General features: G+C 63.2%; 13 protein-coding genes and 1 rRNA gene. 6 read left to right on the top strand and 8 right to left on the bottom strand.

The window, feature by feature from the left end:
* Window position 1 precedes the first annotated feature (1 nt).
* A 5S ribosomal RNA gene (gene rrf, locus ACX17K_RS21090) occupies window positions 2–116 on the top strand.
* Window positions 117–296: 180 nt separating this feature from the next.
* On the opposite strand, the gene ACX17K_RS21085 is transcribed toward rrf, so the two are convergent.
* Both ACX17K_RS21085 and pdxR read right to left on the bottom strand, forming a co-directional pair.
* On the bottom strand, window positions 297–791 hold the full coding sequence (locus ACX17K_RS21085) for a 2-thiouracil desulfurase family protein (RefSeq protein ID WP_493776303.1): 495 nt from the start codon (window positions 789–791) through the stop codon (window positions 297–299).
* Window positions 788–2,242, bottom strand: coding sequence for a MocR-like pyridoxine biosynthesis transcription factor PdxR (pdxR, locus tag ACX17K_RS21080; RefSeq protein ID WP_493776302.1), 1,455 nt, complete (start codon window positions 2,240–2,242; stop codon window positions 788–790). The genes ACX17K_RS21085 and pdxR overlap by 4 nt, the downstream gene beginning before the upstream one ends.
* A 94-nt stretch (window positions 2,243–2,336) precedes the next feature.
* Here pdxR and ACX17K_RS21075 point away from each other — a divergent pair, with 94 nt between their 5' ends.
* The 3 genes from ACX17K_RS21075 to ACX17K_RS21065 all read left to right on the top strand — a co-directional run bounded on the left by ACX17K_RS21075 (window position 2,337) and on the right by ACX17K_RS21065 (window position 4,976).
* A complete protein-coding gene (locus ACX17K_RS21075) occupies window positions 2,337–2,729 on the top strand; it encodes a rhodanese-like domain-containing protein (RefSeq protein WP_493776301.1) in 393 nt (130 codons plus the stop codon).
* On the top strand, window positions 2,719–3,456 hold the full coding sequence (locus ACX17K_RS21070) for a GNAT family N-acetyltransferase (protein ID WP_493776300.1): 738 nt from the start codon (window positions 2,719–2,721) through the stop codon (window positions 3,454–3,456). Before ACX17K_RS21075 ends, ACX17K_RS21070 begins: the two co-directional genes overlap by 11 nt.
* A 74-nt stretch (window positions 3,457–3,530) precedes the next feature.
* Window positions 3,531–4,976, top strand: a complete 1,446-nt coding sequence (locus ACX17K_RS21065) for a hypothetical protein (protein ID WP_493776299.1) — start codon at window positions 3,531–3,533, stop codon at window positions 4,974–4,976.
* A gap of 55 nt (window positions 4,977–5,031) precedes the next feature.
* Here the strand turns inward: ACX17K_RS21065 and ACX17K_RS21060 are convergent, their stop codons facing one another.
* The gene (locus ACX17K_RS21060; RefSeq protein ID WP_493776298.1) at window positions 5,032–6,387 is read right to left on the bottom strand and encodes an aldehyde dehydrogenase family protein; all 1,356 of its coding nucleotides are present in this window, start codon (window positions 6,385–6,387) and stop codon (window positions 5,032–5,034) included.
* Between the two features lie 197 nt (window positions 6,388–6,584).
* Here ACX17K_RS21060 and ACX17K_RS21055 point away from each other — a divergent pair, with 197 nt between their 5' ends.
* Entirely contained in the window at window positions 6,585–7,238 is a 654-nt protein-coding gene (locus ACX17K_RS21055) for an acyl-homoserine-lactone synthase (RefSeq protein ID WP_493776297.1), read from the top strand.
* Here ACX17K_RS21055 and ACX17K_RS21050 read toward each other — a convergent pair.
* Entirely contained in the window at window positions 7,159–7,956 is a 798-nt protein-coding gene (locus ACX17K_RS21050) for a LuxR family transcriptional regulator (RefSeq protein ID WP_493776296.1), read from the bottom strand. The genes ACX17K_RS21055 and ACX17K_RS21050 overlap by 80 nt on opposite strands.
* 703 nt (window positions 7,957–8,659) lie before the next feature.
* On the opposite strand from ACX17K_RS21050, the gene ACX17K_RS21045 reads away from it, so the two are divergent.
* Window positions 8,660–9,631: a LysR family transcriptional regulator gene (locus ACX17K_RS21045; protein WP_493776295.1), complete on the top strand. Its 972-nt coding sequence runs from the start codon at window positions 8,660–8,662 to the stop codon at window positions 9,629–9,631.
* 48 nt (window positions 9,632–9,679) lie between these two features.
* On the opposite strand, the gene ACX17K_RS21040 is transcribed toward ACX17K_RS21045, so the two are convergent.
* The 4 genes from ACX17K_RS21040 to ubiU form a co-directional block, all read right to left on the bottom strand.
* Window positions 9,680–10,435, bottom strand: a complete 756-nt coding sequence (locus ACX17K_RS21040) for a GGDEF domain-containing protein (RefSeq protein WP_493776294.1) — start codon at window positions 10,433–10,435, stop codon at window positions 9,680–9,682.
* 68 nt (window positions 10,436–10,503) lie between these two features.
* Window positions 10,504–10,932: a ubiquinone anaerobic biosynthesis accessory factor UbiT gene (gene ubiT, locus ACX17K_RS21035; protein WP_493776293.1), complete on the bottom strand. Its 429-nt coding sequence runs from the start codon at window positions 10,930–10,932 to the stop codon at window positions 10,504–10,506.
* Window positions 10,932–11,855, bottom strand: a complete 924-nt coding sequence (locus tag ACX17K_RS21030; RefSeq protein WP_493776292.1) for a U32 family peptidase — start codon at window positions 11,853–11,855, stop codon at window positions 10,932–10,934. Before ACX17K_RS21030 ends, ubiT begins: the two co-directional genes overlap by 1 nt.
* Window positions 11,856–11,875: 20 nt before the next feature.
* Window positions 11,876–12,892, bottom strand: a complete 1,017-nt coding sequence (gene ubiU, locus ACX17K_RS21025; protein WP_221666959.1) for a ubiquinone anaerobic biosynthesis protein UbiU — start codon at window positions 12,890–12,892, stop codon at window positions 11,876–11,878.
* Window positions 12,893–12,962 lie beyond the last annotated feature (70 nt).

Genomic DNA, 12,962 nt, shown 5'->3' with positions numbered 1-12,962 from the left:
GTCTGGTGGCCTTAGCGAGGTGGTCCCACGCCTTCCCATCCCGAACAGGACCGTGAAACGCCTTAGCGCCGATGATAGTGTGGCATTCGCCATGTGAAAGTAGGACACCGCCAGACGCCCCATTGTTGAGCGAATCGAAGATTCGCACACGAATGCAGAACCCCAGCTCAGACGAGCTGGGGTTTTTGCTTTGCGCGACCCGCGCTGAGTCCGCCCCCATGAAAAACCCCGCCAGTCTTCTGGCGGGGTTTTTTTACTTGGCGGCAGCCCTGAGTGATTTACAGACTGGTCCACTCTTATGACTGCGACGGTTCGGAGTCCAGCAGCCTGTGGATTTCTTCTTCATTCCAGACGACGATGCCATTTCGCTCCAGCAGGCTGGCGGCTACGCCCTGCCCATCGCGCAAGGTGGATGAAAAACTGCCATCGTAAATCCGACGGTTGCCGCAGGAGGGGCTGTTGGCTTTGAGCAGCGCCTGAGTGCAACCCTGTTGCAAGGCCGCATCCAGGGCGCGTTCCGCGCCGGCGATGAAGGCGGCGCTGACGTCATCACCGGCCGCGGTTCGAATGCGGGCCGCGCCGTCCAATGCACTGCGGCCGTCTCCGCCGACAATTTCGGCGGCGGGCCGGGGCGTAGGCAAGCCGCCCAGGCATTCCGGACAGACGGGGATCAGGTCGAAGCGTTGTCTCAAGGTTGCCCAGCGCGGATTGGACAGCGGTTTGGATTGGCCATCGTAGCGCACGGGCTGTCCCAGCAGACAGGCGCTGACCAGCAGTGGCGGTTTTGTCATTTGAGTCTCGTTTCCAGCAAGTCCGCCAATTGTTGCACGGCCGGGCGCATCGCGTGGTCGGCGATGCCGGCATAACCCAATACCAGTCCGTTGCGGTAGGGCGTATCCAGAAAATGGCGGGCCAGCGGGCGCAGCCACAGTTGGCGCTCCGCCGCCGCCGCTTGCAGCTCCCACTCATCGAAGCCATCCGGCAGCTCCGCCAGCAGATGCATGCCGGCATCGCCGCCATGAAGGGGAAGGGCCGAGCCGAGACGCTGTTCCATCGCGTGTCGCAGCAATTGCTGGCGTCGCTGGTACAGCTCGCGCATATGCCGGATATGGCGAGCGAAGTGGCCCTGTTCGATGAAGTCTGCCACAGCGGCCTGCTGGAGGTAGCTGCCCTCGCCTTGCAGCCTGGCCTGGCAGCGGCGGTAGGGATCGACCAGTTCGGCCGGCAGCACTAGGTAGGCCAGCTTCAGGCCGGGAAACATCACTTTGCTGAAGGTGCCGACATAGATCACGCGGCCATCCTGATCCAGGCTTTGCAGCGCGGCCAGCGGCGCCGAGGCATAACAGAATTCGCCGTCGTAATCATCTTCCACGATCCAGCTATCGTGGCGGCGGGCTTGCGCCAGAAGCTCCAGCCGCCGCGGCAGGCTCATCACCGCGCCGGTCGGGTATTGATGGGCGGGCGTGGCATAGATGAGGCGCGGCGGATCGGCTGCCGGATCCGGCAACAGCCCTTGCGAATCAACGCGGATGGCCTGGCAGCGCAGGCCGGCGGCCAGCATGGCGGCCTGCGCTCCGGTATAGCCAGGCTCTTCTATCCAGGCGGTGTCTCCGGGCTCGGCCAGCAGTTGGGCCAGCAAGGTCAGCGCGCTTTGGGCGCCGGGAACGATGACGACCTGTTCCGGCTGGCAGCGGACCGATCGCGTCAAATGCAGGTATTGGCTGAGTATGGCGCGCAACTCGGGCAATCCGCCTTGATGCTGATAGTGCAGCCATGCCAGCGGCGCGCTCCGTTGCCGCCGGCTCAAGCATTGTTGCCATTGCTTGTGGGGGAAGAGCTCCAGTTCAGGCTGGCCCGGCACGAAGGCGCCGAGCTTGCGGGCTGGCAATCGGCTGGCATTGGCCAGACCTTGGCCGCGGAGGGAAAGCTGGCGCGGGAGCGTATCGGCGCGGGAGAGTTGGGGCGCTGCATCGCCGAAGGCGTCGCAGACATAGGTGCCCGAGCCGTGGCGGCTTTCCAGATAGCCCTCGGCTGCCAGCTGATCATAAGCCGAAAGCACGGTATTGCGGCCCAGCCGCAGCGTCTGCGCCAGCGCGCGGCTGGCGGGCAGCGCGCTGCCGCCGGCCAGCCGGCGCAAGCGTATCAATTCGCGCAGCTGGCGATAAAGCTGACGGGACAAATGCTCCGAGCCATTGCGCGTCAGCCGGGACTGCAGATAGTCGACTAACCAATCGTCGCTCAAAGTGGTTCCATTGAATTGGTTGAAGTGGAGCTATTCGTGTGATGACTTTGAACTTAGCATAACAGTATTCCATGCATGCAGAAGGACAGGCTCCATGATCAGCCAACAGGAGTTTTACGAAGCCAAGCTGGCTTACGAGATCGATGCCGCCGATGTGGCGCAAGCGCTGGCAGAAGGCGGTGGCTCGCTGCTTCTGATCGATACCCGAAGCGCCGAAGCATTCGGCCATGAAACCATCCCTGGCGCGCTCAGCCGCCCGCACCGGCTGATGACGGTGGAGAGCACCGCCGACCTGCCGCGGGATGTCACGCTGGTGGCGTTCTGCGACGGCATCGGTTGCAACGGTTCGACCAAGGGCGCGCTGAAACTGACGCAGCTGGGATTCAAGGTGAAGGAGCTGCAGGGCGGTCTGGATTGGTGGAAGCGCGACGGCTACGCCACCACCCGCGATGCGGGTTGCGGCAAGGAGGTGTGCGATGCGTGCTGATTGGGATGCGCTGGCGCAGCCGGCGGAAGCGAACGCGAATGGCCAGATGGTAGGCATGCCGGTTGAGTGGCAGGGAGCGCGGCATCCGCCGCGCAGCCTGTTGGCCGGGCGCTATTGCCGGGTGGAGCCGTTGAGCCTGGAGCGCCATGGCGCGCAGCTGTTCGACGAGCTGCATCGGATGCCGGGCGGCGCGAACTGGACCTATCTCAGCCATGGTCCGTTTCCCAGTTTGGAAGACTGGCGGCAGTGGGTTGTGGCGAATGCGGCGCTCGACGACCCGCAGTTCTACGCGATCGTCGACGCGCGCGATGGCGCGGCGATCGGCCTGTGCAGCTATCTGCGCATCGCGCCGGCTGACGGCAGCATCGAGGTGGGCTTCCTCAATTTTTCTCCTCGCCTGCAGCGCAGCCGGCTGGCCACCGAGGCGATGTATCTGATGATGCGCAACGCGTTTGATCTCGGTTATCGCCGTTACGAATGGAAATGCGACGCGCAGAACGCGCCGTCGGTGCAGGCCGCCTTGCGCTTGGGCTTCAGCTTCGAAGGCCTGTTCCGCCAGGCCCGCGTCAACAAGGGGCGCAACCGGGACACGGCCTGGTTTTCCATCCTGGACCATGAATGGCCGGCGCGCCGGGCTGCGTTTGAGGCCTGGCTGGATGAGGGCAATTTCGACGCCGAGGGCCGGCAGCGCGCCAGTTTGGCGAGGATTGTTGCGGCGCGGGTGTAAATTGCGCGGCAGGCTTCAAGCCGGAGGATGGCGGCGCTACAATAGATGCTTGTAAACGTAGATAGTGTCGCCTGATGAAATCCCTGCCGCGCAATGCCCGTATTCGGGGCGAACCCTACCTGCCCAACCGCTTCATCTTCGGCGACGCCGTCGATGAGCAGGGCCTGGAGGGCGCCGAATACCTGGTGCATACCGAATCCCCCGCCTTTGTCTGCCGCCTGGTGGGCAATGACGATACCGACTTTCCCGGTCGCGAACGCGATGGCCTGGTGAGCGCGATGCTGTACGACGAGGAGGAGAGCCTCACCGTCTATGTCTGCAACCTGCGTTTAAGGCTGTTCGACTTCAATTTCTACGACGAGATCGAGCCCAGCGTCGGCGAGCTGCAGGATATCTGCGACGAGGCGATGCGCGTCTACCAGCGTTTGCACAAGGCTTATGCCGATCGCGACGCGGCCGGTCCGGAGCCGCGAGAAATGCGCACCGGGCCGACCAAGCCGCTGCCGCCGACGGAGCGCCAGCAGGCGGTCGGCAAGCTGGCGGAGCAGGCGCGCCAGGCGGTGGGCAAGCCGATGGAGGGCGCGCAACTGGCGGCCGCGGTGCAAATGGCGTTGTTGGCCGGCGACCAGGCGGTGTTCACCGAGGCGCAGCTGTCATTGGTGTCGGAGCCGGCTGCGCGCCAGCTGCTGGTGAACAGCGCGCGCGACGCGGTGGCCTTCCCCGAGGTGATGCGCAAGGATGGCAATGTGATGTCGTTCGAGCTGTGGGCGCTGCCGTTCGCGTTTTCCCGCAGCCAGGGCGGCGTCTGGTGGCACTTCCCGCGGCTGGAGTCGCTGGAGGTGGCGCTGGCCGATGCGCTGGAGGTGCCGGAAAAATCCATCCTGTGGATTTCGCCGACGCTGTTCACCGTGGACATGCTGAATGAGCGCGCCTGCCAGGATCTGGTGCAGCTGGCGCCGGTGATGGACGCCGGCTGCGACTTCGCGCCGCTGGATCCCGAATCGTCGCGCGCCACCTTCGACGCGGCGCGCAAGACGGCTGAGCCGCAGCTGGTGATGAGCTGGATTCCCTTTCTGGTGGAACGCGGCGCCTTGCCGCCGGAACGCGCGCGCCGCCTGGCGCGCCGCGCGCTGGACGCATCGATGCCGCTGGTTCAGCAGGCGGTCGCCGCCGAGATGGAATACGGCGAGGCCGAGCTGTTCGCGCCGCTGCCGTGGTGGGAGGCGCTATCCAGCGGCATGCGCGCCTGGAACCGCAAGCGGCTGGGCATATCGGTGGCCTTGCTGGCGACTAGCCAGGGCGGCATCGATAAGCTGGAGGCTGTGGCGGAATACCAGCCGGAGATCCAGGGCTATGAAGTGGGCCTGAGGTTGAAGGGCAGCGATGAGATCGCCGCCCGCGTGCCGTGGCTGGTGGTGCCGGACGTGGCGCCCGACCGCGACGCGAGCTGGCGCGATCTGGCCGATTGTCTGAAAGAGGCGGGCATTCCGTTGTCGCAAAGCGTGGCGCGGCTGCATTGAGCGGCGCGTTGCGGAAAACAGAAAGGGGCCAATGGCCCCTTTTTCTTTTGTCCGGCTACTTCTGCCAGTAGGTTTTGACGTTGACGAATTCGTACAGGCCGAATTCGGACAGCTCGCGGCCATAGCCGGAGGCCTTGACGCCGCCGAAGGGCAACCGCAGATCGGAACTGGTGTGGCGGTTGACGAATACGCTGCCGGCCTCGATCTGGCGGGCCAGCGTCCACGCGCGGTCATTGTCGGCGCTGTAGAGGCTGGCGCCCAGGCCGAAGGGGGTGTCGTTGGCCAGCCGGATCGCGTCGGTTTCATCCGCGGCGCGCAGGATGCCGGCCACCGGGCCGAACACTTCTTCGTGGTAGACGCGGCAGTTGGAATTGACATGGTCCAGCACGGTGGCGGGATAGTAGAAGCCTGGCGTGTGCGGCATCTGTCCGCCCAGCTTCAACTCCGCGCCATGATGACAGGCGTCCAGCACCTGGGCGTGCAGCGCTTCGCGCAAGTCGGCCCGAGTCAGCGGCGACAAGGTGGTGGCCGGATCGCGCGGATCGCCGGCGCGCAGCTTGGCCGCCTCGGCGCAGAAGGCATCGACGAAGGCATCGGCGATTTCCGGCACCACGATCATCCGCTTGGCGGCGTTGCAGCTCTGGCCGGCGTCGCGGAAGCGGGAATTGGCGGCGTCGCGCGCGGCCGTCTGGACGTCGGCGTCGGCGAGCACGATGAAGGGATTGCTGCCGCCCAGTTCCAGCACGGTTTTCTTCAGGTGCCGGCCGGCCAGAGAAGCGATCACGCGTCCGGTCTGGGTGGAGCCGGTGAAGGCGACGGCATCGCATTGGCGGATCGCCTCTTCCACCAGCTCGGTTTCGATCCAGGCCATGTCCAGGACATGGATGCCGGCTTGCAGGACGATGTCCAGCAGCAACTGGCTGCATTGCGGCACCGACGGGGCCGGCTTGACCAGGCAGGCGTTGCCCGACATCAGCGCAGGGATTGCAAAGCGGAGCACCTGCCATACCGGATAGTTCCAGGGCATGACCGCGAGCACCAGGCCCAGAGGCTCGAAGGCTACGCCGCTGCGGCTGGCCTGGGTGGGGATGTTCAGCGACTGCAGCAGTTCCGGCGCCAGCGCTGCGTAATAGCGAATCAGTTGCGCGGACTTGTCTATTTCCGCGAGGCACTCAGGCGTGCGTTTGCCCACCTCCAGCGTCACCAGATCCGCCAGCGCTTCACGTTGCTGGGACAGCAGGTCCGCCAGGCGCAGCAGCGCCGCGGCGCGTTGTTCCACTCCTTGGGCGGCCCAGCCGCGTTGAGCGGTTCGCAGCTGTCGGAGACTTTGCTCGAGGGCCGGCATGTTCCAGGATGAACGGGTGAAGCAGACTTCGCCGGAAGAGGGATTGCAACTGGTGAAGGCGGTCATGATCAGAGGAGGGCAAAGACCTTAATGTAACAAAAAATCATGGATGGGATGACGATTTGGGCGGGATTTGATTGTGGTTTCTGCGCATTCGCTAGACAAAATTTCATCAAATTTTCCTGTCCTATTTGTCAGATTCAGTTATTTCGGTCTGGTCTTACATTTCTCCTGCCTATACGAAACCATAATAGGAGGTTGAAATGAAAGAATTTTTTCCGCTGCAGCAGAATGGACTAGTACTGGAGTGGGCGGACACCGAGTCCAGAATGAAACAGTTGTGGGCGTTTCGACACAGGATTTTCCGCGAGCAGTTGCAGTGGGTGCCCTTATGCGAGGATGGCTTCGATAGGGACGCGTACGATGATTTTTCTGACAATCTGATGCTGTCTCGGGAGGGCAGAGTCGTCGGCGCGATACGGCTGACGACCGGAGACCATCCTTTCATGCTGGAAGAAGAGTTCTCACGCTTGCTGGCGCCAGGCGAGCGGATAGGCAAGGGACGCGAGTATTCGGAAATCACCCGTCTGGCGGTGGATCGGGACGCGCTAGGCGCGCGCGAGTCCATCATGGCGGCCCGGCTGCTATACCTGGGGGCATGGCTCTGGTCGCAAGCACGCGGCGTGCGCTGGATGTATTTCGTGGTGGAGCCAGTGTTTTACCGGCGATTGGTGATGATGGGCTTTCCCATCGTGCCCGTGGGCATCCCCCGCCCTCTGGACGGCGGGGTGATGTCGATGACTGGTCTGCTGGATTGGGGCCAGGCGAAAACGGAGCTTATCCGTTCACTAAATCGCGGGGTGTCAGCGCCAGGTGCATGCCAAGCACTATGGCATGAGTACGATTATTCGCATTGAGCTTGCGAATCACGTTAGCGACGTGAAACTTCACCGTCCTCTCGCTGATGTTGAGGATGGTGGCGATTTCCCAGTTGGTCTTGCCGCGGCTCATCCAGTGGAAGATGTCGTATTCCCGTTGCGACAGCGGCATATTGCTGGGAGAGGCTGGCGGCAGATTCGCGATGCGGACTGCGGCTTGGTGTAGATGGGGCGTCAGGCAATTGAGCATGGCCACCAGCGCCGCGTTGCGGCTGGGTTCCTTGCCGCCGAGAGATAGGATGCTGCCGACGTTGTTGCGATCGGACGCCGCGCTGAAGGTGATTCCGCTGGCCATGCCGTTGCTGGAGGCCTCGGCGATGAAGCGTTTTTCTTCCGCGCCTTTAGCGCGGCTGAAGCGCTCCTCCCAGATCACCGGCCCCTGTCCCAGATGGATGCGCATGATGGGGTCGTGCTGGGCGAAGTTCTCCTGAGAGTATTGGTCTAGCCAGTCCGACGGGTAGCTGACGTTCAGCACCTTCTCCATGCGCTGGATCTGATTCTGATTGTTCAGGCGGCCGAGGACCAGAATGATGCGGTCCGAGGGGGCCTGGGTCAGGATGTTGTCCAGGAAGGCCTTGAGCTCGCCTTCGGTTTCGATGTGCCCGGCCATGTGAATCCACTCCAGCAATGTCCATTGCTGCGACGCGGTGAGTCCGGCCGGGAGCGGTCTTGCATTGATGGGTTTTGAAGTCACCATGAGCGGGTCTTCCTTGTTCTTGGTTCTGTGTGCCGCAGATAGTACCCCACATGCTTGTTGCATGTAAGACCCTGCGGATTTGAATTCATATGAATTGTTGCTTTTTCGTCATTGAGTATACCAAATTTGTAAGAGCATGAATCCTAGGAAAATTACTGATAATTCATCATTTTGTTTGTCATAACGCCATTCGTTACAAATAGAAACATGCTTGCAGGGGAAAAGAATTTGACTTTTTTTGAATTGTAAAAGTGGTGAGATTGATTTGCATCAATGATGACAAGTGCATGTTTTGGCGGAGAATAATCTTCTGCTTATCTTGTCGCGGAGAACGATGGCTGATGCCTAGAAGGGTTGGAATGTCGCATTTTACATTCACCCCGATGGCATAAATTGTAAGTGATAGCTAATAAATTCTGGCAAGCGAACGCTTTAAAGCGCATAATTGGATCGCATAAAATAATTGATAAGCTGGCGGCGTTCATTCGTGGATGCGGTCAGCGAACATCGGGGATGTAGGGTAGGCAGTCGGCGTGGCCAAAGTGGTGGATAGTATATGAGATTAAACTATATTCTTTAATATCGTGCAGAATTGATGTAAGCTGTTTTAATAAATAGCTTCAATTCTGTGAACGATCCGTCTATTTGCCAGACCAATCAATCAGGCAAACAAGCATGGATCGCTTCAGGAATCGCCCCGCTTATGGATACCTTGAAAGCATTAATGGTCTTCATGACCACCGCCGAGAACGGCAGTTTTTCCGATGCCGCGCGCAAGCTCGGCGTCTCGCCGGCCGCGATCAGTCAGAGTATTGCCCGCTTGGAGCAGGAGCTGGAAGTGCGGCTATTCAACCGCACCACCCGCCAATTGACGCTCACCGAAGACGGCCGGCGCTTCTATGCGCAGTGCCGCGGGCCGGTCAACAATCTGGATTCGGCGATCAACCAGCTGAAAGCCAGCCGCGACGAGCCGGCCGGCCATCTGCGCGTCAGCATGCCCAATTCCTTTGGCCGCCGCTTCATCTTGCCCATCATGGGCGAGTTCTGCGAACGCTATCCCAAGGTGAGGGTGTTTTTCGGCCTGGATGACCATTTCAGCGATCTGATCGAGGATGGCTACGATGTCGGCGTCCGCACCGGCATGATGCCGGACAGTCGGATGGTGGCACGCAATCTGGCGCAGATGCCGTTGTACGTGGTGGCCTCTCCTGAATATTGGGACCGCCACGGCCGGCCGTCCGCTCCCGAGGAGCTGAGCGGCTACGACTGCATCAATTTCCAGTTTCCGACTTCCGGCCGCCTGTTCAAGTGGGAGTTCGACCGCAAGGGCGAGCGCATTCCGCTGGAGGTGAACGGCACCTATACGCTGAACGACATGGAGGCGGTAGCCGAGCTGGCCCGTTTGGGCATGGGCGTCGCGCAACTGCCGGGCCACGAGGTGGTGCACCTGATCCGCAGCGGCGAACTGGAGCCGGTGCTCACCGACATGGTGTCGCTGGAGCGCTCCATCTACATCTGCTTCCCGCACCGCGACCATATCGCGCCGCGCACCCGCGTTTTCGTCGATTACGTGGTGGAGAAGCTGGCGGACCATCCGGACATCATGGCGGATTTGCCGGGATTGGACCTGTCGGCCAAGCGCAGCGCCTTTCAGCAGAGCGTGGGCGCGCTCTGAGCAGCCTTTCCCCATGCGAAGAAAACCGGCGCCGCGGCGCCGGTTTTTTCATGGCTGCGTGGCGGGGGAATGGTTTTCTCCCACGACTTGGTCCCGGCCTGCCTGCTTGGCTGCGTACAGGCAGATGTCGGCGCGATGGACCAGGCTGTCGGGCGTGTCGTCGTCGGCCAGGGTCGCCACGCCTATGCTGGCGGTGACGCGGAGGGCCGGATCGAAGTCGGTTTCGCGCAGCAGCTGGTTGATGCTTTCGGCCAGCGCCAGCGCGCCGTCCTGCTCGGTTTCCGGGCAGACGATGATGAATTCCTCTCCGCCCCAGCGGGCGATGGTGTCCAGCTGGCGGGCCCGCTGGCGCAGCACCTGGCCGAAGCGCAGCAGCACCTTGTCGCCGACCAGGTGGCCATGGCTATCGTTGATGTGCTTGAAGTGGTCGAGGTCGATCAGCAGCACCGAGTAGCGCCGGTCCGAACGGCGGCTGCGTTCGGTTTCGCGCTGCAGCGCCTGATTGGCGCGCCGGCGGTTGGCCAGGCCGGTGACGTCGTCGCGCTCTGCTTGGCGGCGCAGCGCCTTCAGCAACTGGCGCGCTTCGCGCAGCCGGCGGATGGCGAACCAGGTCATCGACAGCGCCAGCGTGAAGCTGAGCAGCAAGGCTTCATCCAGCAGGGAGCCAGGATGCCGGTGCAGCCAGACGTCCAGCTTTTCGAACAGATCCCAATGAATGAACAGCAGATAGCAGCCCAGATTGAGCAGCAGGATCAGGATCAGTTCCTTGCGGATGCGGCGGGCGCTGAACGGCCAGGGATTCATGGTGCCCCTGCGTGGGTGGCGGACTATTTTCTTGCTAGCCCATCCCGCAGGCCGGGGCAAGCGGCCGCTCAGGCCGCCATCATCCGCGCCAGCGGCGTCTGGCTCCAGTCCACGCTGTCCAGCAAGTTCTTGATGATCAGCCCCAGCTCGGTATCGCCTTCAATGGAGAGCTTGCGCTGGAAGAACAGCGTGTCCGGGTCTTCCTCGCGCAGCATCATGCGGGCGAAGTCGCAGCCGCTGGCGGCGAGGCGCAGATCGGGCTCGCCGCGGCTGGCGACGAAGGCATCGCCGCTGGCGGCGACGCCCAGCCTCAAGCCGGCATCCTTGACGTGAACCTCGAAGCGCTTGCCGTCCAGCAGCGCCATGTCCACCGGCAGCACGCCGCGTTTCTTCAGCAGATTCAGGGCGGCGGCCAGCAGCCAGCTGGGCGGCGCGGAGGGCAGCCGCGACAGCAGCCGGGCGCCGGCGGCGGGGAAAGTCAATTCTGGAACGTGCATCAATGGGTTTCCTCCAGCGCTTGGATGCCGGCCTGGCCGCGCCAGTAGCCGTCGACGAGTTCGCCCGGGGCTTGGGCGCGCAGCCCATCCAGCAGACCGTCCGCATCGGCTAATCCGTCCAGCCGCTGGCGGAAGGCCTGAATTACGGCGCCGGTGCCTTGCGCCTGCGGACTGATCCGCGCCCGGCGCGCGCCGGCGGCGTGCAGCTCTTCCAGGCGCGGCAGCAGCGCGTGGCAGCCGTCGGACATGGTCTGGATGCCGTTGATGGCGAGAAAGTGCTGGCCTTCGCGGGTATCCAGCCTGAGTCCGTCGGGATGCTCCAGGCAGCGGAACTGGCAGTCGTCCTTGTTCAGGTTGTAATGGCGGGCGGTGAAGCAGCGCGAGGACAGCGCCAGCGGCAGCCGTCCCCAGGCGAATACCTCGGTGTCGATTTCCAGCCGCTGGCGGTCGGCTTCGGCCAGCAATGCGGCCAGCGTGTCGCGGCCCATTTCCACCGGCGGCAGCCAGCGGTAGGCGCCCAGGCGGCGCATCAGCGACAGCGTGTCGGCGTTATAGATGTTCAGGTGGGTGCCAGCGACGAAGGGTAGCTTCTTTTCATTGGCCAGCCGCACCGCGCCGAGGTCGTTGGCCTCGATCGCCAGCTGGCCGTTGTCGACCATCTTGCGCAGCCGCTTGAGGTCGGTCTCGCTCTCGATCAGCGCCTGGCAGGACAGCACCACCTCGCGGCCGGTCGAGGCGAGATCGGCGGCCAGCGAAATCCAGTCCTGGCTGCGCAGCTGCTGGCGGCGGCCGCACACCACTTCGCCCAGGTATAGGGTATCCAGCGGCCATTCGGCGGCTTCGGCGTAAAAGCGGAGGATGTCGTCGCGGCTCCAGAAGAACAGCACCGGGCCGAGCGACAGTTTCATGGGAATGGGATTCATGAGGGTATCCATGCGGCGGCTCACTTCCAGGGCCGGTCATAGGCGCCCAGCGTTTGCTGGCGCCCTTCGGCCACCTTGTTCAGCGCCTGTTGCCAGGCGGGCAGCACCATGAAGCGGTGCCGCTCGCGGCCGGCTGCGTCCAGCGCCTCGCGCAGCGCCCTGGTCACCTGGGCGACGTAGGCCGGGCTGCGCTGGCGGCCTTCGATCTTGATCGCGGCCACGCCCATGTCCAGCAACTGCGGCAGCACCGCCAGCACATTAAGGCTGGTGGGCTCCTCCAGCGCGTAATAGGTATCGCCCTGGACGTCGAAGCGGCCCTTGCACAGCGTCGGGTAGCCGGCGGGCTGGTCCAGGCCGTACTGGTCGATCAGGATGCCGGACAGGCGCGCGTCCAGGCTGGACGGCGTGTTCTGCCACTGCACGTATTTGGCCGGAGAGCAGACGCCGTGGCTGTTCGGCGATTCGCCGGTGGCGTAGCTGGACAGCAGGCAGCGGCCCTCCACCATCACGCACAGGCTGCCGAAGCCGAATACTTCTATTTCTATCGGGCTCTGCTCGATCACTTTCTTGACCTGCTCCAGGGTCAGCACCCGCGGCAGCACCGCGCGGCGCACGCCGAACAGTTCGTGGGCGAGGCGGATCGCCTCGTGGTTGGTGGCCGAGCCCTGCACCGACAGATGCAGCCGCAGTTCGGGATGGCGGCGGCTGGCGTAGTCGAGCAGGCCCAGGTCGGCCAGGATCACGGCGTCGACGCCGAGGTCGGCGGCCTGATCCACTGCCCGGCGCCAGCGGCTGATGTCGCCGCCCTGGGCGTAGGTGTTGATCGCCATCAGCACCTGGCGGCCGCGGTCATGCGCGTAGCGGATGCCGACGCGGGCGGTGTGTTCGTCGAAATTGAGGCCGGCGAAGTTGCGGGCGTTGGTGTCGTTTTTCAGGCCGAAGTAGACGGTGTCGGCGCCATGGTCGACGGCGGCCTTGAGCGCGGGCAGACTGCCCGCCGGGCACACCAGTTCCGGCAGTTGCTGACTGGCTGGCATCGGATAATCACGGGTAGGGGAAATGCGGCGACAGTAGCAGATGGGCGTCCGGCCGCCCTTGTTTTGGGTC

Source organism: Chromobacterium sp. INPA-IVC (assembly GCF_059047085.1).
This window is presented reverse-complemented; position numbering and strand designations above follow the sequence as displayed.

Bases quoted from the DNA above. Each gene is read 5' to 3' on its own strand.
- ACX17K_RS21085 (WP_493776303.1), bottom strand. From the start codon at position 791: ATGACAAAACCGCCACTGCTGGTCAGCGCCTGTCTGCTGGGACAGCCC.
- ACX17K_RS21075 (WP_493776301.1), top strand. From the start codon at position 2,337: ATGATCAGCCAACAGGAGTTTTACGAAGCCAAGCTGGCTTACGAGATC.
- ACX17K_RS21070 (WP_493776300.1), top strand. From the start codon at position 2,719: ATGCGTGCTGATTGGGATGCGCTGGCGCAGCCGGCGGAAGCGAACGCG.
- ACX17K_RS21065 (WP_493776299.1), top strand. From the start codon at position 3,531: ATGAAATCCCTGCCGCGCAATGCCCGTATTCGGGGCGAACCCTACCTG.
- ACX17K_RS21060 (WP_493776298.1), bottom strand. From the start codon at position 6,387: ATGACCGCCTTCACCAGTTGCAATCCCTCTTCCGGCGAAGTCTGCTTC.
- ACX17K_RS21055 (WP_493776297.1), top strand. From the start codon at position 6,585: ATGAAAGAATTTTTTCCGCTGCAGCAGAATGGACTAGTACTGGAGTGG.
- ACX17K_RS21050 (WP_493776296.1), bottom strand. From the start codon at position 7,956: ATGGTGACTTCAAAACCCATCAATGCAAGACCGCTCCCGGCCGGACTC.
- ACX17K_RS21045 (WP_493776295.1), top strand. From the start codon at position 8,660: ATGGATACCTTGAAAGCATTAATGGTCTTCATGACCACCGCCGAGAAC.
- ACX17K_RS21040 (WP_493776294.1), bottom strand. From the start codon at position 10,435: ATGAATCCCTGGCCGTTCAGCGCCCGCCGCATCCGCAAGGAACTGATC.
- ubiT (WP_493776293.1), bottom strand. From the start codon at position 10,932: ATGCACGTTCCAGAATTGACTTTCCCCGCCGCCGGCGCCCGGCTGCTG.
- ACX17K_RS21030 (WP_493776292.1), bottom strand. From the start codon at position 11,855: ATGAATCCCATTCCCATGAAACTGTCGCTCGGCCCGGTGCTGTTCTTC.
- ubiU (WP_221666959.1), bottom strand. From the start codon at position 12,892: ATGCCAGCCAGTCAGCAACTGCCGGAACTGGTGTGCCCGGCGGGCAGT.